The following is a 19,884-nucleotide window of genomic DNA, read 5'->3' as shown; positions in this document are numbered from 1 at the left end:
AGCCGGCTACTGGCGGCCTCGCCCAGCTTGAGTCTAGATCGACTGTGCTTACGACGCCCGGCATGTGAGCCTAAAGGCTCATTCTGCGTGACGCCGGCACCCACACCGACACCGACACCGCGTAAGGCTCCGTAGCTGCCCTGGACTGCGGACATCGCAGGCCAGCACACCCTGCTCGCAACCGGTGGCAAGTCTGCGGGCTAGCACCGGGGTGCGCCGATGTCACCTCTCGAGGCCGCACACGATTTCCGTCGCGCCCGCATGTCAGGATTTCTCTGATCTAACCACGGAGAGAGCAGGATTCTCGTGAGCGTCTACAGCTGGCTTGATGACGATGCATTCTGTGCAACGCACGTCCGCGGCCTTACCCCGTACGAGGCGTTGGCCCGCCTTGGGATCGAGGTGTTCGACGGTGACGACGAGGAAGGCGAAATTGAGGGGGGTGGAGTTGCCCCGGTTCGGTAGACACATCAGGGCTTTCGGCTACGCGGCAGCATAGTCGTCTTCTTGAATGGGCTTGAGGGCTTGGCGTCGCTCATATTCGGCCGGGCTGAGCTGGCCGTTAGCGGAGTGACGGCGGCGTGGATTGTAGAAGCCCTCGATGTAGGCGAACACCGCGCGCCCGGCCTCTGACCTGGTGTGGAAAGCACGCCGGTCGATCAGCTCGCACTCCAGCGAGGCGAAGAAGCTCTCGGTGATCGCGTTATCAAAGCACGTGCCGGTGCGGCCGGTGGAGGGGCGCACGCCGGCCTGCGCACACCGCTGGCCGAACGCAATCGACGTATATTGACCGCCCTTGTCGCTGTGATGGATCACCCCGGCGTCAGGGCAGCGCTGACCAACCGCCATCGCCAGGGCATCGGTGACCAGTTCGGTGCGCATGTGCTCGGCCATCGCCCAACCAACGATCCTGCGGGAGAAGACATCCAAGACGACCGCGAGGTAAAGGAAGCCCTGCCACGTCGGCACATACGTGATATCGGCGGTCCAGATCCGGTTCGGCTCGTCGGCTTCGAACGTCCGCCTCACCAGGTCTGAGGCGGCAGCCGCCTTCCTATCCGTAATCGTCGTGCGACAGCCCCGACGCCGAGACACTCCGGCCAGCCCGGCCGCGCGCATCAGCCGGGCCACCCGCTTGCGGCCCACGTTGTCCCCGTCGATCTGGCGCAGGTCGGCGTGGATGCGCGGCGCTCCGTAAATCTCATCGGAGGCCTGATAGTGAGCGTGGATCTTCTCGGTCAGCTCCGCATCGCGACGGGCGCGAGCCGACGGGCCGCGCCCGGCCCAGGCGTAGTAGCCCTGGCGCGACACACCCAGCACCCGGGCCAGCAGGGAGACGCCGTGGTGGTCTTTCTCCGCATGAATCAGCCGGAATCTCATCTCGGCCGATCCGTCTCCCGCGCGAAGAAAACCGCGGCCTTACGCAAGATCTCCTTCTCCTCGCGCAGCAGCTTGACCTCACGACGCAGCCGGGCCAGCTCGTCTTTTTCGGCGCTGGTCAGCCCGTCTTGGCGGCGGCCGTCATCCAGGTCGGCCTGGCGCACCCAGACACGGATCGACTGCGCGGAGGGCTCGAATTCCTTGGCGAGCTCCTCCGGCGACCGTCCCGCGCGCACCAGCTCCACCATCTGCCGGCGAAACTCCGGCGGATAGTTGTTCGGCACAGTGGACTCCTTCTTCCGGGAACCAGGGTTCCTCAGAAATCAGGTGTCCACCAAACCGGGTCAACTCCAGGGGTCTCATCTGTGCCCATCTCCGTGGACGCAACCCACTCTGCGCAACGATGCTCCACCGCGTCAGGATTACGCACCATAGTTCGCATCTTCATGGAGCGGCGACTGACCGTCCATAGTCGGGGTTGAGGAACAGCGGAGCAGCCGTTAGCCGCCTTGCACCAGATCTCCACATCAACTACGCATCAGGAACATACCGGCCTGCTTTGATAGCGCCGTGATCAAGCAAGGAAGGCACTCGACGGAAGCCGGCGACATTCGCTGGGCCTTCGGCTGCGGATTCCCCGTGATCATCGCCCTGGCGTTCGCGACCGCCGGAACCTTCTTCGAGATTCACCTGGTGGCTCGTGCGCACCTCTACTGCGCTGGTGACCTGAGCGCCGGAGAGAACTTCGCTGGATCCATCCGGGTAGTGAGCCGCCTCGTTCTCTTTCCGATCGTCTCGGTGGTGTCAGCACTCATCTCGCTGGCCTTCCAGCTACTCGCCCGACTGCCACGCCTGGCCGGCCGCATGTGGCTGGAACTCCTCCTACTGGCGCTCACCCTCGCCGTCTCGGCCGCCGGGCCGGTAGCCCTGACCCTGCACGACCTGGCCACCCAAGGCACGCCAGGCAACTGTGTCCTGCCCTGGTGGCCCTCCTGGCTGCCCTCCTAGAACGGGGTTGAGGAACCTGGGGACAGCCGTTGGCGCTGAGAACGATCTTGTGGTGTTGTTCCTGCTCGGTCGAGGTCCCGGCCCCTTTGCGTCGTGCAGCCTCGCCGCGAGTTGTCGGCAGGGTTTACGCCCTCGGTAGGCCGGGGTTTTGGCGGTGGGCCGTCGTACGGTGCGCGGGACCGGAATGGTGCGGGAACCGGCGCCGGGGCGGCGACCTGCGGTGATGCGGTTTTAGAGGTCAGGCAGGGCTGACGCACTGTCGGGCCGGCCCATCAGTGCCGAGGCCCCATGATCGTTCTCAGCGCCAACGGCTGTCCCCAGGTTCCTCAACCCCGATGTACGCCGAGCGCAAGGGCTGGGCTCTGGAGGGGGTGTCGGTCAGCCTGCGCCACTCGCGGGTGCACGCCCGCGACTGCGCCGACTGCGAGAGCGGCCACGGGCTCTTGGACCGCATCGAGGTGGTGATCGAGCTGGACGAGCCGCTGGATGAGCAGCAGCGGCGCCGTCTTATGGAGATCGCCGACAAGTGTTCCGTCCATCGGACGCTGCGCTCGCAGGTGCTCATCGAAAGATCGTGAAAATTCTTGGCCGCATCGGGAATCCACCGCCATCTTCTAACGGTTAAGAGCCGATACAAACGTTAGAAATGTGAGTGTGAGATGGCAACGAAGACCGTTACCACCGACACCTTCGCCCAGAGCGTCCTGACCAGCGACAAGCCGGTGCTCGTGGACTTCTGGGCCGACTGGTGCCACCCCTGCCACATGCTCGCCCCGGTCCTGGAGCAGCTCGCCGACGAGCGGGCCGACGACCTGGTCGTCGCCAAGGTGGACGTCGACGCCTATCCCGAGCTGGCCGAGCAGTACGGCGTGCGCGCTTTCCCCACCCTCAAGCTCTTCCGCGCGGGCCGCGTCGTCCACACCCTGGTGGGCGCCACACCCAAGCGGGTCCTCGTGGCCGAACTGGCCGACCACCTCTAAATTGACGAAAGGTTTGATCATCATGTCTCGTCTTCCCCTCGTTCAACCCGACCAGGCCACCGGCAAGGCGGCCGACCTGCTCGCCGGTGTGCAGAAGGCGCTTGGCGTCACGCCGAACATGACCAAGGCGATGGCCAACAGCCCCGCCGTGCTCAAGGCCTACCTGGACTTCTCCGGCGCGCTCAACAGCGGCAGCCTGCCCGCCTCCACCCGTGAGCGGATCGCGCTGGTGGTCGCGCAGGAGAACGGCTGCGACTACTGTCTGTCGGCCCACACTTACATCGGCACCAACCTGGCCGGGCTGACCGAGCAGGAGGCCGAGGCCGCCCGCCGCGGCACCGCCTCCGAGGTCAAGGCGCAGGCCGCGCTCACCCTGGCCGTCACCCTGGTCCGCGGCCGGGGCGAGGTGACCGACGCCGACCTGAAGGCCGCCCGCGAGAACGGACTGACCGATGGTGAGATCGCCGAGGTCGTCGCCCATGTGGCGCTGAACGTCTTCACCAACTACCTCAACAAGACCGCCGACACCGACATCGACTGGCCGGTCGTCCGTCACTGAAAGCTCCGGTACGGCTCGCCCACAGCCGCGGCGCGAGCCGTACCGGCACCATCAAGACGTCACGGTGAAGGCACACCACAGCGACCAGTCCGAGGTGAGCGTGCCGTCGATCGCCTGGACGCGGAACTGGTAGGAGCCGGGGGAGAGCGTGCCGGGCCCGACGCCGATGCCGAAGACGTAGCCGCTGGGCCAGACCGGTTCGGTGCGCCGGATCAGCGGGTCCTCGCCGGGGTGGCCGATCTCGAAGGTGGCGCTCTGGTCGGGGTGGGGGCTGCCGTAGGGGGTGGGGTTGGCGGCGAAGGTCACGCTGTCACCGGTGGCCATGACCGGGCCGTCGGCGCACTGCTGGAAACCGGCGTAGGGGCCGGTGGAGATGCGCAGCGCGTCGGGGACGCCGGGAGTCGGTACGGAGGTGGAGGTGTCGACGCGGAAGGAGCACCAGGGCAGCCAGCCGGAGACGGCGGTGTCGTCTTCGGCCCGTGCCCGTAGCTGGTAGTCGCCGTCGGTCAGGATCCCGGCGGGAACCTGGAGGCCGGCATTGCCAGGGCTGAAGACGAGCTCCAAGCGCAGCCGCGTCCGCTCGGGGCGCTGCACCGCCTGGACCGCCTCGGCGAACAGGCGTCGAACTCGGCCACGCGCAGCGGCTGCTCGGCGGTGGGCAGGATGCACGCTGAGGGCACCCATCCCTGGTCAAGGATGATGTCTTGGGTCATGCCTCGACGGTAAACCTGTACCTGGGTACTGGATGCAAGCCCTCTGTTCGGCCTTTGTCGCGCGGGTCCAGTTGGCCTATCAAGGTCAGTTAGCCGTAGCGCCAAAATCCGGTCCAATCCTCCCCGGAAGCCGAACCGACGCCGGAACCCACCTCACAGGACACCGCTCAGGAGCTCCTGCCACCAATCGAGCAGCACAACCGATCACGTCTCAGGCTCCAGCACGGGCTCTGACCCGCTCTATTAGCCCTTTCCGGCTTACTTGGTCTGTCCCCCTATGTGGGCTGCCCCCCTTGGCGCGTTCCTGTCCTAGCGCACACGCCGTGCCCACGCGTCAGCCACCCGTTTAACGCTTGACGATCACGCTTGGCGTACGTTTCTGTTCCGCCGTACTCCGGCCCCCGGTTCCCAGGTGATCGGTCCGGTTGTAATCGATGAGCTGTAACCGCCCCTCGGCCTGCCGCCAGCGTGTCACGGGGTTGCGTCCACGGACGTGGTGTACGAGTTTTCGCTGATGACAGGCGTGGCATCGTGAATTGAAGACGGCCATCGCGTGATCCTTCGTGATTGCGACATCAAGATCGAAGGAGAAGCAAGCGATGGCCGTACCCGACAGTGTGGACCCCAGCGCCTGGCTGGCCGAGCAGATCGAGCACGGGGATCCGGATCTGTTGCGATCCATGGTGAAGACCATGGCCGAGACGCCTGTGTCGGCCGAGGCCGATGGCCTGTGCGGGGCCGGATACGGGAGGCGAAGTGACGAGCGGACCAACCGGCGCAACGGCTACCGCACCCGCGAGTGGGACACCCGTGCCGGCACCGTGGCTGTTGCTTTTTGAGCACGATCTTCTGAAGCGGCGGATTCACCGGACTGAGTGATCGTTGGATGAGCGGGTGGCGAGGGGTTTCCGACGGGTTGATCGAGATCAGCAGTTCCTGCTGCCGGTGGATATGCGCGAGTGGCTGCCCGACGATCATGTGGTGTGGGTGCTGCTTGAGGTAGTCGAGCATCTGGACATCGCGAGGCTGGAGGCGCGCTATGCCCAGGGCGGTCCCGGCCGCCGCGCATACGATCCTCGGATGCTGCTGTCGCTGTTGATCTACGCGTATTCGGCGGGTGTGCGGTCGTCACGGCAGATCGAGCGGCTCTGCCGGACGGATGTCGCGATGCGGGTGATCTGTGGGCTGCAGGTGCCCGATCACACAGTGATCGCGCGGTTCCGTCAGCGGCACCAGGACTTCGTGCGGGAGCTGTTCACCCAGGTGCTGCTGATCTGCGCGAAGGCCGGGCTGGGGCGGCTGGGCGCCATCGCCGTGGACGGCACGAAGATCGCCGCTAACGCGGCGAAGAAAGCCACCTGCCAGCGGCAATGGCTGCAGCAGCAAGTGGATGAGATCCTCACCCGAGCCGCGGAGCAGGATGCGGCCGAGGACACCGCGTTCGGGCCGGGCGAGCACGCTGAGGAGACACCACGGCAGTTGCAGGGACGGCGTGATCGGGAGGAGCGGATCAAACGGGCACTGGCCGAGGTGATCGCAGAAGAGGCTGCGCGGGGCTTGGACGCAGAGGCCACGGCGGCCAGGAAACGCGCGTCCCTGGAGGCAACCCGGGCCGGCCGCAATGACGTGGGGTCTCGTCCGGTGGGAGCCGATCCCGTGGCGATCGCCGAAGCGAGGCTGCAGGCAGCCCAGGACCGGCTGGCCAAGGAGGTTGAGGCCAAACGGGCGCAGATCGCAGTGATGCGCGAGCGGATCCGGAGGTTCGAAGCAGGTCAGGGACCCAAGCCGAATCTCGGGCCGTTCAGCTTCGATGAGAATCGCGGCCAGCAGGTGGCCCGTGCCAAGCGGTGGGTCGCCCGAGCAGAACGGGAACTGGTCGTCGCCCGGGCGCGCAAGGCCAGCCCGCCTGCCGAGCATGAGCAGGACGATCTGTTGCCGGTGCCGGGCGGTGGCAGGCACGGGCCCCGTGGCATCACCAGCAAGGACGATCGCCCGGCCGTCCGGCGCAACGTCACCGACCCCGACAGCCGCCTGATGCACGACAGCAACGGAGGCGCCATTCAGGGCTACAACGCCCAGCTCGCCGTGAGCGACGACGGCTTGATCCTCAGCGCCCAACTCGTTCAAGACATCAACGACCGGCGGCAACTGCAGCCGATGAGCCAAGCAGCCCTCGCTGCGGCGCTGCTGGTTCACCAAGCACGATGCCTGGGCCAGTGCCCCAGCCTGGGCCGATGTTGCCTCGCCTGGGCCGCGTGCGAGGCCGGCAACCGCCCTCGCGACTGCGACGACACCGACTGTCCCTGCCTGGCCGACTGGATCGGCGCCCTGCTGTTCGATGCCGGCTACTGGAGCCAAGGCAACCTCACCGCCCCTGGTCCCGACCGGCTCATCGCGCCCGGCAAGAACGCGGTCCGGCCTCAGCCCGGCCAGGACCACGACCCGCCGCCCCAGAACGCCGATCCGGCCACCCTCATGATCTACCGCTTGGCCACCGAAGAAGGCGCCGCCCTCTACAAACGGCGCAGCGCCACCGTCGAACCCGTCAACGGTCATCTCAAGGACCGCACCGCCCTGCGGCGATTCGCCCGGCGGGGCCTGGCAGCCTGCCAAGCCGAGCTCACCTTCGCCGCGCTGGTCCTCAATATCGGCAAGTTCTGCCGCCTGGCTCCGGCCCGACGCTCGACCGCTCTCACCGCCTGAACCGCAGCGGTCCGCAAGCTCACCAGCCGACCTGCGCCGTTACGCAACTACAACCGGCGGGCCCGCCATATGTCGATCCACTCGGCCGAGCACCTCTGAATCAAGCCGCCTGCAATAGCGCAACAGCCACACCGTCGAGCTCGCCATCCCGAAACTGCGCTCGGGGTCGTACTTTCCCGACTGGCTGCTGGAACGTCGACGGCGGGCCGAGCAGGCGCTGATCAGCGTGGTGGCCACCAGCTACCTGCTCGGGGTCTCGACGAGGAGGGTGGACAAGCTCGTCGAACAGCTCGGCGTCAAGAACGTCTCCAAGAGCCAGGTCAGCCAGATGGCCAAGGTGCTGGACGAGCAGGTGGAGGCCTTCCGCACCCGAGCGTTGGACGCCGGGCCGTACGCCTTCGTGTGGCTGGACGCCTTGACCCAGAAGGTGCGTGAGGGCGGCCGGATCGTCAATGTGCACGTCCTGGTGGCCACCGCGGTCAACGCCAACGGTAATCGGGAGATCCTCGGGGTGGAAGTGTCTGCGGCCGAGGACGGCGCGGGCTGGCTGGCCTTCCTGCGCGCTCTGGTGGCCCGTGGCCTGTCCGGGGTGCAGCTGGTCGTCTCCGACGCTCACGCCGGGCTGGTCGAGGCGATCGGCGCGACCTTGCCGGGTGCGTCCTGGCAGCGCTGCCGCACCCACTACCTGCGCAACCTGCTCACGACCGTGCCCAAATCGGCCCAGCCGTGGGTGGCCACCTTGGTGCGCACCATCTTCGACCAGCCCACCAGTGAGGCCGTCCGCACCCAGCATGCCTGGGTCATCGAGGCCTTGGAGGCCAGGTATCCGGCCGCGTGCGAGCACCTGGACGCCGCCCGCGAGGAAGTCCTGGCCTTCGCCGCCTTCCCGCGCGAGGTCTGGAAGCAGATCTGGTCCAACAATCCGCAGGAGCGGTTGAACAAGGAGACCCGCCGCCGCACCGACGTGGTGGGGATCTTCCCCGACCGGCCCGCGATCATCCGGCTCGTCGGTGCGATCTTGGCCGAGCAGACCGACGAATGGACCGAGGCCCGCCGCTACATGGGCCTGGACATCCTGGCCAAGTGCCGGATGCGCGTCCTCGTCGGCGACACACCGCAGCACAACCCCATCCCGCAGACACTTACCGCTTAACCTGCAGAAACAGGATCACGCGGAGATCAACTCATACACCACTCCGCTGGACGTGACCGACGCAGTCGCCGCTCGGCCTGACTTCACCCGGCCCTCCGACCCCATGGCCGGGGCCGCTCGCTGTCGCGTTTGAGGTGCGTCTCGGCACCGGCCACCAGGTCGAGGGCGACGATCCGGGCGTAGGTCCCAGCAGAGCGGGACGCGGTTGCGTAGGCATAGTGCTCGGTGGCGGCCCGGCGGTCGCCGAGTGTTTCGTAGACCTTCGCGGTACGCGAGTACACCGCTGCGGCCGGAGGCCCCAGGCTAGAGCCCAGAACGGCTCTTCTTCGCCGGAACGGCGGCCAGCAGAATGCGGGCCTTCTCGGCCTCGGCGAGGACAGCCCGCTTGGAGCTGACATCTCCCCCGCCACCAGCAACGAGGTCTTCACCGACACGCCGGAGGAGACCTTGCCACCCGCCCGCTCGATCCTCTCCGCACTGGGTCAATCCGTAGGACAACGTGCGGACGAGCGCACCGGCGGCCGGGCGGTTCACCCGGACGGTCACATTGCGCAGGACCTCGGGAGCTGGATTTCTGTGAGGGTCGCGGTCCCCGCAGCCGGCTGCTGTTCATGCATGGTGATCACATCGCCGGGCCTGAGGTGCCGCCAATTGGCCGGGGTGAGCGGAAGGAGCCTGATCGGGCCCTGCCCACCCGGCGGGATCTCGGGCGCGGACTCGACCCAGATGCGGCCGACGTGCAGGTCAGCGAGACCGTCGGGCAGATCGGGGCACCCGATGGCCCACAGGGGTCGCAGCTGTCCGGCACCGGGGACCGGGAGCCGACGCCCCCTGGCCTCCCGGGTGGCGAGCCGCAGATCGGCTCTGATGATGCCGTTGCGCGTCTCGGCTCCGCGCCAGCGACACCAGGCAGCGTCGCGGCTGAGCCACATCCGCTGAGCGGCATCGGCCAGGAGGTTCCAGTACGCGATCGGTTGCCACTGGATGCCGCCCAAGTCCTGGAGAACGCCCAGCGCGATCTCCCATTCGTCGTGGCCGAGGTAGTCGCGAACGTCCTCTGCCGACAAACCGGCGTCACTTCGCACGTCCGCGGGGACAAGGTCAGCTGCGCGGCGAAGCAGTTCAGGAACCTCCATGGGGGTGATTCTCGATCAGGGCCGCCGCCAGCTGCGACGTGCGCCTGCTAGGGCGTGTCTTCAAAGTGTCATAGCCACATCAGTAGCGAGGCGAGGGTGACCGCGGCCTGGTAGGACTCGGCGGTCTTGTCATAGCGGGTGGCGATGCCACGCCATTGCTTGAGCCGGTTGAAGCAGCGCTCCACGACATTGCGGCGCTTGTACAACTGCTTATCGAGACCGGTGGGCGTCCGCCCCGCGAACCGCGCCGGGCCCGGTTGCCGACCTGGTCGGCGCGCTCGGGAATGGTGTGGGCGATGCCGCGCCGCCGCAGCCAGGCGCGGATCGCCCGCGAGCTGTAGCCCTTGTCGCCGATGAGGTGATCGGGCCGCACGCGGGGCCGCCCCATGCCGATCCGCGGCACCCGGATGGCCTGCACCAGCTGCGCCAGACGGGTGCAGTCGTTGACGTTGCCGCCCGTCACCAGCAGCGCGAGCGGGCGGCCCCGCCCGTCGCAGACCAGGTGGATCTTGGAGGTCAGTCCGCCCCGGGAACGTCCAAGCGCCGTCGCGCGCCCCCTTTTCGCGCCCCGGCGGCGTGCTGATGGGCGCGCACGATGGTGGAGTCCACGCATACCAGCCAGTCGACGTCGCCGGCGGCATCGGCTCTGGCCTGGACCGCCTGCAGCATCGCCGTGAAGGTGCCGTCCAGGGCCCAGCGGCGAAACCGGGTGTGCAGCGACCTCCAGGAGCCATAGCGCTCGGGCACATCCCGCCAGGCCACCCCGGCCCGGAACTTCCACACGATCCCATTGAGCACCCGCCGGTCATCGGCCCGGGGCCGGCCCATCCCCGACTTCGGCAGCAACGGCTCTAACGCCTGCCACTCAGCATCGGTCAGCTCATAACGTCGCACCACGACTTACATGTTGCACGACTCCCACCCACTTTGAAGACACGCCCTAGGCCGCCCAAGGGAAGGTAGACGATTTCCGGGTTAACGCCTCCAGCCCCACAGAGTGGTACTTCTGGGGGCAGACTTGCCCAGTGATGGATGGTGAGCTCTTCAGCGACGGGTCTCTCAACGACTACCTGCAGTCCCGATCAGCAGCCGCGGTGAAAGCTGCAGGACAGGTCCCCGCCGAGGAGATTAGGTTCTCCCCAACCGCCGTGGTAGAGCGTCTGATCAGTGAATACTCCGTCGAGCCCGCCCGCGTGGACTTCACCGCGAAGAGTCGGACCCCGATCAGCGAAACCACCATCCGACCACGGACCGGGTACTCCTCCCAGCGGGTGTCCGGCCAGGAGTTCTCCGTGATTGTGCCCTACACCGGCGACCCCGCCCTGCTCCGATACCAGGCCACGACCAGCCGGTTGAATGCTCCCCCGCGGGCCAGCATCGTCGAAGACAAACAGCACCTGCTGTTCTACATCCAGGCCCCCAAGATCACCCCCGAGTACGTGAGCCAGCGGATCGCGGCCATGGAGCGGGAGCTGACAGACCGGCTCCAATGGGCAGCGAACGACGTCCAAGCGTGGGAACACCACCTCCGTATCGACGTGACTAGAGCAGTCCAGGCGCGCAAGGACCTACTCGACCACGCCGAGGAACTGTCCGCGGTGCTCGACATCCCGTTGGCGCCCGCCCCCGAAAGCCAGCAGATCCCCATCCCCATCAGGCGGAAGACGCTGCGCGTACAACCGGCTTCCCCTTCCCCGGGTCGCGACGATCCGCGGATGGCCGAAGACGTGTACGAAGACGTGGTCCGCACCATCAGCGGCATGAGTCGATCCCTCGAGCGTCTGCCTAAGGCCGCCCTGAAGCTCGGTGAGGAAGGCATCCGGGATCTCCTCCTCATCGTTCTCAACGCGAACTACGAGGGGGCCGTCCGCGGCGAGGTCTTCGACTACAACGGCAAGACGGACATCCTTCTGAACTGGCAGGACCGCAACGTCTTCATCGGCGAGTGCAAGATGTGGGGCGGCCAGAGGAAGTTCAACGACGCCATCGACCAGCTTCTGAGCTACGCCGCCTGGCGCGACACCAAGGCCGCGCTCCTCCTGTTCATCCAGGAGGGCAACCCCACCGAGATCATCAAGAAGGCCGACGCCGCGATCCGCGCGCATGCCGCCTTCCAGATAGCCGCCCCCAGTGCGGAACCGGATCTGCGCCAGGACTACCTCATGCGCTCCCCAACCGACCGGGAGCGGTACATCAAGATGGCATTCCTGCCTGTCGTGGTGATCCCCCCGCAGTAGGGCCTCGCAGCAGCAGCCGCGCCAAGCCCGCCGTCATGCGCCGGGTGGGTGTCCTGGGCGGTAGTCGAGGTGGATGAGTTCCGGTGGGAGGACGGGTAACGGCACGCCGCGCACACGCATGTTCTCGCGCCGGTCCGCGATCCGCTCGGCGGCGTGCGCGGCGTCGCGCCACGCCTTCGGATACGGCTCGCTGTCGGCCCGCTGGTTGGCGGCCGCGGCAGCGCGGGTGCGCGCTGTCCATTCGTCGAGGAGGCGCTGGTGCTCGCGAAGCTCAACGCACCCTACAGATGGAGAACGTCCGAAGGTCTCCGACCAAGGGTTCCACTCCTTTCAACAGCTCCGCGAGCCCCTCACTACTCGGCGCGGCGCGTTTGTGAGGTCCGTTCCTCGGCCGCCTGCTCGGCCCGGGCCCGCTGCTGCTCGCGTTCGGCGATGGCCTCGTCTCGCTCCCGCCGCAGCGTGGCCAGCTCATCGCGGGCCAGCTCCAGCTTGGTCTCGGCGCGCGATACCTGTTTGGCGGCGGTGGTGGCCTGGGCGGCCTGCGCGTGAACCTCGGTCAGCTGGGTTCGCAGCTCGGTGATCTCCGTCTCGGCCTGGTGCCGGGCCTGGGCCAGTTCGCCGCCGAGCTGGTCGCGTACGGTCCGCGTCTCGGCACGAGCTTGATCCAGGTCGCTCTGGAGCCGTTGCAGCTGCCCGGCCTGCTCCTCCAGCCGCCGGCGCAGCTCGGCGGCCTGCTCACGACCGGCGTGCACCTCGGTGTCCTTGGCGGTCACCGTATGCTCCAGCTCGGTGATCCGGGCCTGCTGGGCGGCGGCGGCCCGGGCGGCCTGCTCCCGTTCGGCCTGTGCCAGGTCGCGCAGTTCGGTCAGCGCGGCCTCGGCCCGTTCGCGGACGGCCTCGGCCCCGCGGGCCTGTCCCTCGGCCTGGTCGGCCCGCCGCTCGGCCCGGCGCACGTCCTCGGCGGCCTGGCGGCGGGCGGCGGCCGCCTCGGCCAGGGCATCGTCGGCGCGGCGCTCGGCGGTCCGCTGCTGCTGCTCAGCGGCTTGCTGGCGGGCGATGTCCCGGTCCAGCTCGGCGTTGGCGGCCCGCCGGTCGGCGGTCTCGGCGGCCTGCACGGCCTGCTCGGTCGCGGTCTCCAGCCCGGCGTGGCGGCGCAGCAGGTCGTCGCGGACCTGGGTGAGCAGCTCGCGGTCGACGGCGAACGCGGTCAGCACCTGCTCGACGAGCGCGGCGCGGGCGGCGGCGTGCTCGCCGAGCTGGCGGACCCAGGCCGCCCCGTCGATCGTATCGCCGGGCCCGGCCCGTCCCGCCTGGCGGGCGCGCCGGTCGGCGTCCTTGCAGTCGCTGCTGCAGAACTTGGGCGGCCGCCCGGTCCCGGCGCGCTGCAGGGGCCGCGGCCGTCCGTCCTGCGTGTGCCACCGCGCGGCGCAGCCGGGGTGGGCGCAGCGGCCGTGTGGCGCGTCCGGGTCGTCGGGCACCCGGTCGGGCCGGGCCATCTCGGCGGGGTCCGGGGCGGCGTCCGGAGGACCCGGCGGGGAGTTCGCGGTCATGACGCGCACCCCATCAGAGCCGATTTCGCGAAACACTAAAGTTTTTCGAGTTCCGCGAAACTCATATAAGAGATGGTCGAAATGCTTCACAGAAGTGCCGTTCTGTGGGAAGCTCGATCGGCAATGGGGTCCAGCCAAGGTGAGCCCAAAAGCCGCAATACATGATCGTTAAGCGGCTTTCGGGGGCTGGTCAGTGGCCTGCCGATGACCCGTCGGGGTCGCTGGGGCGGCGAGCGGCCCGGTGCGGCGAGCATTAGATACCGCTTCATTCCCTGATGCGCTTTTTGCCCTTTTGGCTCCGACTGGAGACGATGTCGCGCGGGCGCATAGATCGCGTGGGCACGTTGGCGCGGGTATCGGGTGGAGTGGGACGTCAGCGATGACTCGACCGAGCGGACCGCGTATCCGCGGTTCAAGCGGCTGATCAGCGCACGGGAGCTGCATCTGTTCTTCTCCCCGACCAGCCAGGAGGTGGCCTGGGCGGCTGAGGGCACCGACTCCTATGAGCACCGGCTCGCGCTGCTGGTGGTGCTGAAGTCGTATCAGCGGATGGGCTGCTTCCCCAGGCGGGAGGAGGTTCCGGACGTGGTGGTGGACTTCGTGCGGCGGGTGGTGGATCTGCCGGAGGGGACGCTGCCGGTGTACGCCTCGGAGCGCACGGCTCAGCAGCACCGTACGCAGGTGCGGCGGCGCACCGGTGTGGTCTACGACGACGTGCGGGCCCGGGCCCTGGCCGAGGAGACGATCCGGGACGAGGCCGCATCGTACTGCGTGAACCCCGCGCACAACGCTCAAACGGCGCTGCGGGAACGCATACGGCTCCGCAAGCTGGCCGCCGGCATCTCCGCTGCCGAGCCCGTGCCGGACGACTTCAACCGGCCGGTCACCATGGGCGTCGCCCGTCTTGCTGAACTCCCACGCCCGCCGGGAGCTCGAACGCGTCGAGCAGGCGGCCGAGCGGGAACGGGACACTCTGCTCAAGGCGCACGGGGCCGAGGTCACGGCACTCACCCAGACCAGCACCGCGCACGCGCAACGCGCCGACGACGCCACGCAGGAGACCGGCCGGTTGCGTGCTGAGCGCGAGGACCTGGCCACGCAGCTTCGCGCCACCCGCGCAGCCCTACAAGAGGAGAGCATCAAGCGAGCCGACCTGGAGAGGCAGCTCACCGAGTTGCGTGGTCCTCGTTGAAGTCGCCGACGGCGATCGCGCCGGGGCCGGGGCCGGTCGGGTAGTTGACCGCGTCGACGAAGGTGCCGTCGCCACGGCCGATCAGGATGGAGACGTTGCTCGTGTGAGGTTGGTGACGGCCATGTCGAGATTGCCGTCCTCGTTGAAGTCCTCGATGCCGACGTAGTCGGCCTGACCGCCGGTGCGGTAGCGGACCGCGGGCTCGAAGCCGCCGCCGGGCTTGCCGAGGAAGACCGACACCGAGAAGCCAAGGAGGAAGTTGCTGACCGCGACCGTTGAGGCGCCCGCCATGGCAAGGCAGGCGGCAACGGCCGAGACGAACCTGGAAGGTGACATCCGTCCTCCCTCAATTTGCCCCGGGCACGGCCTCGACTCTCCCGCCCGGCCCGTTGAGCCTCAGGTGCGGTCTCCGGTTCCAGGGATGATCAGGCCGGTCTCGTACGCGATGACCACGGCTTGGGCGCGGCTGGACAGCTTGAGCTTGGTCATGAGGCGGCCCAGGTGGGATTTGACGGTGGCCTGGGCGATGTTCAGGTGGGTGGCGATCTGTTGGTTGGTCAGGCCCTGTCCGACCAGGTGGAGCACGGCGGTTTCCTGGCTGGTGAGCTGGGCGAGCTCTTCGGGCCGGCACCGGTTGGGTTCGGGTGCGGTGACGAAGTGGTGGACCAGGCGTCGGGTGACGCTGGGCGCCAGCAGCACCTCGCCGCGGGCGACTGTGGCGATCGCGGCCAGCATCTGGTCGGCGGGGGTGTCTTTGAGCAGGAATCCCGAGGCGCCGGCGCGCAGGGCGGCGAAGACGTGTTCGTCCAGGTCGAAGGTGGTCAGGATGAGGATCTTCGGCGCCGGGCCGGCGGCGTGGGCGAGGATGTGGCGGGTGGCGGCGACGCCGTCCAGGTTGGGCATGCGGATGTCCATCAAGATGACATCCGGGGCGGTCGCCCCGGCCTGGGCGATGGCTTCGTGGCCGTCGGCGGCCTCGCCGACGACCGCGAGACCGGCATCGGTGCGGAGGAGGGCGACCAAGCCCGCGCGGACCAGGGCCTGGTCGTCGACGACCAGGACGCGGATGGTCCCGCGATCGGTGTCGGGTCTGGTCATCAGGACGCCCCCAGCCGCGGTGCGCTCTGCTGCGGGTGGGCCGTGGCGAGGACGGGCTCGGCGAGTGGGGAGGCGGGCAGGTGCGCGGTCACGGTGAAGCCGCCGTCCTCGCGTGGGCCGGCGGTGAGGGTGCCGCCGTAGAGGGCGGCTCGTTCGCGCATGCCGATCAGCCCGTGCCCATCGGCGCTGTGCCCGGTGGTGGCCGGGCCGTCGTTGCCGACCTGCAGCGTGACCGCGGCGGGGTGGTAGGTCAGGGTAAGGGCCACGTCGGCGTGTGGGGCGTGTTTGAGCACGTTGGTCAGTGATTCCTGGGTGATGCGGTACAGGCACCGGTCCACGCCGGGTGGCAGCGGGCGTACCTGACCGGAGGTTTCCTGCTGGATCGACAGGCCCGACAGGCGGGAGCGTTCCAGCAGCGTGTCCAGCTGAGCCAGCCCCGGCTGCGGGGCGTAGGAGTCCTCACCGGTGTCGGACGTGAGGCGCAGGACCGACAGCATGTTCCGGAGTTCGGCCAGCGCCTCGCGGGTGGTGGCGGCGATCGCGGCGAATGCCTCGCGTGCGGTGTCGGGCTCGGTGTCGATCAGACGGCCGCCGGCGCCGGACTGGATCGAGATGACCGACAGATGATGGGCGACCACGTCGTGCAGTTCTCTGGCGATGCGTACGCGTTCTTCGGCGACCGCTCGCAGGGCTTTCTCCTCGCGTTCGATCTCCAGGTGGCGGGCGTGTTCGATCAGGTCCTGGTGGCGCAGGCGGCGGCTGCGCACCCCCTCCCCGATGGCCCAGGCCGCGCCGAGCTGAAGCGCGTTCTCGACCAGGCTTTTGACGGCCGCGAAGGTCAGCCCGGACCCGATGAGGTCGGGAACGAGGATGGCCGCCATCAACACCAGGGCCAGGACGCCGTCGCGGTGGCCCTCCCGGCGGTAGGCCGCGACGGTGTAGAGGCTGACCAGCACCGGCGGGGTCTGGAATCCGTTGGGGTAGCCGGCCAGGCCACAGCCGATCAGGCCCGCCGTGATCACCGCCAGGACGGCGATGGGGTAGCGCCTGCGCAGCACCAGCGGCGCGGTGGTGAGCACCGCCAGCAGGTACGCCAGCACGACCGGGTTATGGGCGGACAAGGCGGCCTGCGTCACCGCCAGCGCGGTGAACACGCCGGCCAGCACGCTGTCGGCGACCATCACCGGCAAGCCGCGCCACCAGCGGCCCCATCGTCGCACCACGTTCATGAGATGAAGGTAGCCACCAGCGTGACCCGCTTTGTCCTCCTTAGGGAGGAGACGCCGTTAGGGCAGCGGTCGCAGGAAAGCGGGCGGTTGGTGTGCCGGTGGCAGGGGTCAGATCGGCTTTCTGCTCGATGTCCAAGGGCTGCTCACGCCCTTAGCGTTGGACACAGCCAGTGATCAACGATCAACGGGGGACACTCTTAAGCCCGGACACATCACTGCCGGAGCGTCGGAAGCTGACGCGCGCCGGATCCGTAGGAAACAACCCCTTCACCAAGGAATGACGCATGCTCCTGATCAAGCGTGGAACTGCCGCCGCAGTAGCACTCACGGCCGGAATCGGATTGGGCGCCGCCGGACCGGCACAGGCGGCCACACCTCTGGACCGCTTCCACCATCAGACGATCACCTGGCGCGCCTGCGCGACCGGACCCGACGATGAGGTGGGCAAACAGCTGGACGCCGCCGGTGCTCAATGCGCCACCGTCCTGGTCCCGATGGACTACCGCGGGCCGCAGGGGCGGACCCTCTCCATCGCGCTCTCCCGGATCAAGGCCACCGATGCCTCGCAGCGCCGCGGCGTCCTGCTGCTCAACCCCGGCGGGCCGGGAGGCACCGGCCTCTCGATGGCGCTCCTGGGCAAGGAGATTCCCGAGGTCGCGGCCCGTTACGACCTGGTGGGCATGGACCCCCGATTCGTCGGCCGCAGCACACCGATCAACTGCCGGTGGCAGACCGACACCTTCCTCCGCTCGGCGGGACCCGACCGGCGTACCTTCAACGAGAGCGTGCGCCTGGCCAGACAGTTGGCGGCGGGCTGCGCGCAGGGCAATCTCCAGGCCCTGCCGTACGCCACGACCAGGAACACCGCACGCGACATGGACGTGATCCGGGCCGCGCTCGGCGAGCAGAGGCTGTCCTACCTCGGCTACTCCTACGGCACCTACCTGGGCGCGACCTACCTGCAGATGTTCGGCTCGCGGGCCGACCGGGTGGTGCTCGACAGTGCCGTCGATCCGCAGGTGTACGGTCCGCGTCTGCTCTCGCGTGCCGCCCCCGCGATCGACGCCGCGCTACGGCGCTGGGCGTCCTGGGCCGCATCACGTGACAAGGAGTACGGGCTGGGCAGCACGCGTGAGGCAGTCCTGGCGACCGTAGAGAAGATCAACCGGCATCCCGTGAAGATCGGCGGACACCGCGTCGATGCCCAGGTCGTGCCGTACTGGCTGTTCGGACGCCTCTACAGCGACCGCCCGCAGTCCTATGCCACCCTCGCCGAGGAGGCGCGGGCGCTGAGCCGCGCCGGCGAGACACCACCGCCCGCCTCGCTGAAGGAACTCCTCGACGGCCTGTTCACCGGTGCCGGAGAGGCCTCAGATCGGGCGGGCACGGCGATCCTGTGCGGTGACCGGGCCGCACCCCGCGACCCGGCGACCTACTACCGCGACATCCAGCAGCACCGCACCGCCGAACCACTGTTCGGACCGCTCGCCCGCAACATCACCCCGTGCGCGTTCTGGCCGGTCAAGCCGCTTGAAGCGCCCACCAGGATCGGCAACTCCGTACCGGCGTTGATCGTCGGCGCGGACGGCGACCCCGCGACGCCCTACCCGGGCCAGCAGGCCATGCACCGGGCGCTGACCGGCTCCCGCATGATCACACTGAACGGTGCCTACCGTCACACCGTCTACATCGCAGATGGGAACACCTGCGTCGACACCAAGGTGACCCGCTACCTGGTCGACGGTGTCCTGCCCGGCAGGAACGTCACCTGCGGCCGCCCGGCCGCCTGACACGTTCGCCCCGCACCACCCGCGGGCCCGCAGGCGCGACCGGCACCGACCCCGAGGCCACCTGCGGGCCCACGCTCACCGGCCCGCGCACCTCAAGCCCTGCTTCGGCCGGCGAGGAGACGACATGCCTCGACAAGGCCTTCCTCGTCGCGCGCGAGGGCGACGAGCTCGTGGTCACCAAACTCGACCGGCTCGGCCGCTCCCTGGAAAACCTCATCGAGCTGTCGAAGGAGCTCCAGGACCGCGGGGTCGGCCTCGTCGTCCTCGACCAGGGAATCGACACCTCCACCGCGGTCGGCCGGATGTTCTTCCCGATCCTCGGCGCCATCGCCGAGTTCGAGCACGCCCTGATGTCGGAGCGGACGATGGACGGGCTGGAGGCCGCCCGCGCCCGGGGCCGCACCGGCGGCCAGAAACCCAAGCTCGGCCCCCGCCAGGTACAGCTCTCGCGGAAGATGTACGACTCCGGCGACTACACCGTCCAGCAGATCGCCGACGGGTTCGGCGTTACCCGCCCCACCATCTACCGCCGCCTCGCCAAAGCCTGACGTCACACAGGTCCATACCCGAGCCACAATGTTGTTGATCTTGCGTTGCGGCTTTTGGGCTCACCTTGGCTGGACCCCGGGTAGTCCTCGTCGTCGAACCGGTAACCGGGGGTGTCGCCCGGTGCGGCGGGGAGCCCATCGGCCCTGCCCGCGGTGTCGGCCCTAGGGTGCCACCGGAATACGGCTGGCATGGGCCGTCAAGCAGCAGGGACTTCTTGAACGTAGGTTTTCGGACGGCATTCGCGCAGGTGAGCCCGTCGTCCGAGAACGTCTACGTTTCTGGACGCCGATCCTCCGGACGCACAGAACAGCAGGTCAGATAGGTAGACGGCCCGAATCTGCCGTATTCCGGTGGCACCCCGCATAGGGCGGCGCTCGGACAGAAACAAGGGCCGCGGGTTCGCGAGGTGCCGTCCGGGAGCCAGAGCGGTCGCGGCAGCAGGTGGGCGCTGCCGCTGTACCAGTACACCCACTCTTTCGCTCCACCCTTGGGCTGGAGGCGGGCGTCGGTCGAATGGTCCAGCGGTGTAGCCGGACACCGACCTGAACGGAGGGCCCTTTACGTGTGCTAGGTTAGACGTAGTTGCAGTTGTGGTACCCATAATGAA

General features: G+C 68.3%; 18 protein-coding genes and 3 pseudogenes. 12 read left to right on the top strand and 9 right to left on the bottom strand.

The features are described from left to right. Nucleotides 1-483 precede the first annotated feature (483 nt). Nucleotides 484-1,628, bottom strand: a protein-coding gene (locus ACQPYK_RS20875) for an IS3 family transposase (RefSeq protein WP_433258866.1) whose coding sequence is annotated in 2 segments (ribosomal slippage) — nt 484-1,415 and nt 1,415-1,628 — 1,146 coding nt in all. Because the reading frame shifts where the segments join, the coding sequence is not laid out codon by codon here. A 322-nt stretch (nt 1,629-1,950) separates the two neighbouring features. Between ACQPYK_RS20875 and ACQPYK_RS20870 the strand changes: the two genes are divergently transcribed. The 4 genes from ACQPYK_RS20870 to ACQPYK_RS20855 all read left to right on the top strand — a co-directional run bounded on the left by ACQPYK_RS20870 (nt 1,951) and on the right by ACQPYK_RS20855 (nt 3,927). Then, nucleotides 1,951-2,388, top strand: coding sequence for a hypothetical protein (locus tag ACQPYK_RS20870; protein ID WP_433257558.1), 438 nt, complete (start codon nt 1,951-1,953; stop codon nt 2,386-2,388). A 335-nt stretch (nt 2,389-2,723) separates the two neighbouring features. Further along, nucleotides 2,724-2,966, top strand: a complete 243-nt coding sequence (locus ACQPYK_RS20865) for an OsmC family protein (RefSeq protein ID WP_433257557.1) — start codon at nt 2,724-2,726, stop codon at nt 2,964-2,966. A gap of 81 nt (nt 2,967-3,047) precedes the next feature. After that, a complete protein-coding gene (trxA, locus tag ACQPYK_RS20860) occupies nt 3,048-3,368 on the top strand; it encodes a thioredoxin (RefSeq protein WP_433257556.1) in 321 nt (106 codons plus the stop codon). Nucleotides 3,369-3,390: 22 nt separating this feature from the next. Then, complete coding sequence (locus tag ACQPYK_RS20855) at nt 3,391-3,927, top strand: carboxymuconolactone decarboxylase family protein (protein ID WP_433257554.1); 537 nt, start codon at nt 3,391-3,393, stop codon at nt 3,925-3,927. Between the two features lie 51 nt (nt 3,928-3,978). Here the strand turns inward: ACQPYK_RS20855 and ACQPYK_RS20850 are convergent, their stop codons facing one another. Then, complete coding sequence (locus tag ACQPYK_RS20850) at nt 3,979-4,596, bottom strand: hypothetical protein (RefSeq protein ID WP_433257552.1); 618 nt, start codon at nt 4,594-4,596, stop codon at nt 3,979-3,981. A gap of 643 nt (nt 4,597-5,239) precedes the next feature. Between ACQPYK_RS20850 and ACQPYK_RS20845 the strand changes: the two are divergent. The 3 genes and pseudogenes from ACQPYK_RS20845 to ACQPYK_RS20835 form a co-directional block, all read left to right on the top strand. Then, nucleotides 5,240-5,473: pseudogene (locus ACQPYK_RS20845) on the top strand (transposase); the annotation flags it as partial. A 61-nt stretch (nt 5,474-5,534) separates the two neighbouring features. After that, complete coding sequence (locus tag ACQPYK_RS20840; protein ID WP_433257551.1) at nt 5,535-7,343, top strand: transposase; 1,809 nt, start codon at nt 5,535-5,537, stop codon at nt 7,341-7,343. A gap of 130 nt (nt 7,344-7,473) precedes the next feature. Continuing rightward, a pseudogene (locus ACQPYK_RS20835) lies at nt 7,474-8,496 on the top strand (IS256 family transposase); the annotation flags it as partial. Between the two features lie 83 nt (nt 8,497-8,579). On the opposite strand, the gene ACQPYK_RS20830 reads toward ACQPYK_RS20835, so the two are convergent. From ACQPYK_RS20830 to ACQPYK_RS20820, 3 genes and pseudogenes are all read right to left on the bottom strand, one after another. Further along, nucleotides 8,580-8,777 (bottom strand): hypothetical protein, encoded by a 198-nt coding sequence (locus ACQPYK_RS20830; protein ID WP_433257550.1) that lies wholly within the window; start codon nt 8,775-8,777, stop codon nt 8,580-8,582. 261 nt (nt 8,778-9,038) lie between these two features. Then, the gene (locus tag ACQPYK_RS20825; protein WP_433257549.1) at nt 9,039-9,632 is read right to left on the bottom strand and encodes a hypothetical protein; all 594 of its coding nucleotides are present in this window, start codon (nt 9,630-9,632) and stop codon (nt 9,039-9,041) included. A gap of 68 nt (nt 9,633-9,700) precedes the next feature. Continuing rightward, nucleotides 9,701-10,526: pseudogene (locus ACQPYK_RS20820) on the bottom strand (IS5 family transposase). Nucleotides 10,527-10,780: 254 nt separating this feature from the next. On the opposite strand from ACQPYK_RS20820, the gene ACQPYK_RS20815 reads away from it, so the two are divergent. Beyond that, a complete protein-coding gene (locus tag ACQPYK_RS20815) occupies nt 10,781-11,869 on the top strand; it encodes a hypothetical protein (RefSeq protein ID WP_433257548.1) in 1,089 nt (362 codons plus the stop codon). A gap of 353 nt (nt 11,870-12,222) precedes the next feature. Here ACQPYK_RS20815 and ACQPYK_RS20810 read toward each other — a convergent pair whose 3' ends face one another. After that, nucleotides 12,223-13,419, bottom strand: coding sequence for a hypothetical protein (locus tag ACQPYK_RS20810; RefSeq protein WP_433257546.1), 1,197 nt, complete (start codon nt 13,417-13,419; stop codon nt 12,223-12,225). A gap of 360 nt (nt 13,420-13,779) precedes the next feature. Between ACQPYK_RS20810 and ACQPYK_RS20805 the strand changes: the two genes are divergently transcribed. Together ACQPYK_RS20805 and ACQPYK_RS20800 are read left to right on the top strand one after the other, a co-directional pair. Next, nucleotides 13,780-14,499: a DUF4158 domain-containing protein gene (locus ACQPYK_RS20805; protein WP_433257545.1), complete on the top strand. Its 720-nt coding sequence runs from the start codon at nt 13,780-13,782 to the stop codon at nt 14,497-14,499. Continuing rightward, on the top strand, nt 14,489-14,611 hold the full coding sequence (locus ACQPYK_RS20800) for a hypothetical protein (RefSeq protein WP_433257543.1): 123 nt from the start codon (nt 14,489-14,491) through the stop codon (nt 14,609-14,611). The genes ACQPYK_RS20805 and ACQPYK_RS20800 overlap by 11 nt, the downstream gene beginning before the upstream one ends. A gap of 81 nt (nt 14,612-14,692) precedes the next feature. Here the strand turns inward: ACQPYK_RS20800 and ACQPYK_RS20795 are convergent, their stop codons facing one another. From ACQPYK_RS20795 to ACQPYK_RS20785, 3 genes are read right to left on the bottom strand one after another with little or no spacing between them, the layout of a single operon-like run. Next, nucleotides 14,693-14,947 (bottom strand): hypothetical protein, encoded by a 255-nt coding sequence (locus ACQPYK_RS20795; protein WP_433257542.1) that lies wholly within the window; start codon nt 14,945-14,947, stop codon nt 14,693-14,695. 60 nt (nt 14,948-15,007) lie between these two features. Next, nucleotides 15,008-15,709 (bottom strand): response regulator, encoded by a 702-nt coding sequence (locus ACQPYK_RS20790; RefSeq protein ID WP_433257541.1) that lies wholly within the window; start codon nt 15,707-15,709, stop codon nt 15,008-15,010. Then, nucleotides 15,709-16,938 (bottom strand): sensor histidine kinase, encoded by a 1,230-nt coding sequence (locus ACQPYK_RS20785; RefSeq protein ID WP_433257539.1) that lies wholly within the window; start codon nt 16,936-16,938, stop codon nt 15,709-15,711. The genes ACQPYK_RS20790 and ACQPYK_RS20785 overlap by 1 nt, the downstream gene beginning before the upstream one ends. 284 nt (nt 16,939-17,222) lie before the next feature. On the opposite strand from ACQPYK_RS20785, the gene ACQPYK_RS20780 reads away from it, so the two are divergent. Next, complete coding sequence (locus ACQPYK_RS20780; protein ID WP_433257538.1) at nt 17,223-18,728, top strand: alpha/beta hydrolase; 1,506 nt, start codon at nt 17,223-17,225, stop codon at nt 18,726-18,728. Continuing rightward, complete coding sequence (locus ACQPYK_RS20775; protein ID WP_433258864.1) at nt 18,644-19,276, top strand: recombinase family protein; 633 nt, start codon at nt 18,644-18,646, stop codon at nt 19,274-19,276. The genes ACQPYK_RS20780 and ACQPYK_RS20775 overlap by 85 nt, the downstream gene beginning before the upstream one ends. Nucleotides 19,277-19,884 lie beyond the last annotated feature (608 nt).

This window comes from Streptosporangium sp. CA-135522 (assembly GCF_050949235.1).
In the GTDB taxonomy this organism is placed as follows: domain Bacteria; phylum Actinomycetota; class Actinomycetes; order Streptosporangiales; family Streptosporangiaceae; genus Streptosporangium.
The sequence above is the reverse complement of the archived record's forward strand: the minus strand, read 5'-3'. Positions and strand labels throughout refer to the sequence as shown.

Bases quoted from the DNA above. Each gene is read 5' to 3' on its own strand.
- ACQPYK_RS20865 (WP_433257557.1), top strand. From the start codon at position 2,724: ATGTACGCCGAGCGCAAGGGCTGGGCTCTGGAGGGGGTGTCGGTCAGC.
- trxA (WP_433257556.1), top strand. From the start codon at position 3,048: ATGGCAACGAAGACCGTTACCACCGACACCTTCGCCCAGAGCGTCCTG.
- ACQPYK_RS20855 (WP_433257554.1), top strand. From the start codon at position 3,391: ATGTCTCGTCTTCCCCTCGTTCAACCCGACCAGGCCACCGGCAAGGCG.
- ACQPYK_RS20825 (WP_433257549.1), bottom strand. From the start codon at position 9,632: ATGGAGGTTCCTGAACTGCTTCGCCGCGCAGCTGACCTTGTCCCCGCG.
- ACQPYK_RS20810 (WP_433257546.1), bottom strand. From the start codon at position 13,419: ATGACCGCGAACTCCCCGCCGGGTCCTCCGGACGCCGCCCCGGACCCC.
- ACQPYK_RS20795 (WP_433257542.1), bottom strand. From the start codon at position 14,947: ATGTCACCTTCCAGGTTCGTCTCGGCCGTTGCCGCCTGCCTTGCCATG.
- ACQPYK_RS20790 (WP_433257541.1), bottom strand. From the start codon at position 15,709: ATGACCAGACCCGACACCGATCGCGGGACCATCCGCGTCCTGGTCGTC.
- ACQPYK_RS20785 (WP_433257539.1), bottom strand. From the start codon at position 16,938: ATGAACGTGGTGCGACGATGGGGCCGCTGGTGGCGCGGCTTGCCGGTG.
- ACQPYK_RS20780 (WP_433257538.1), top strand. From the start codon at position 17,223: ATGCTCCTGATCAAGCGTGGAACTGCCGCCGCAGTAGCACTCACGGCC.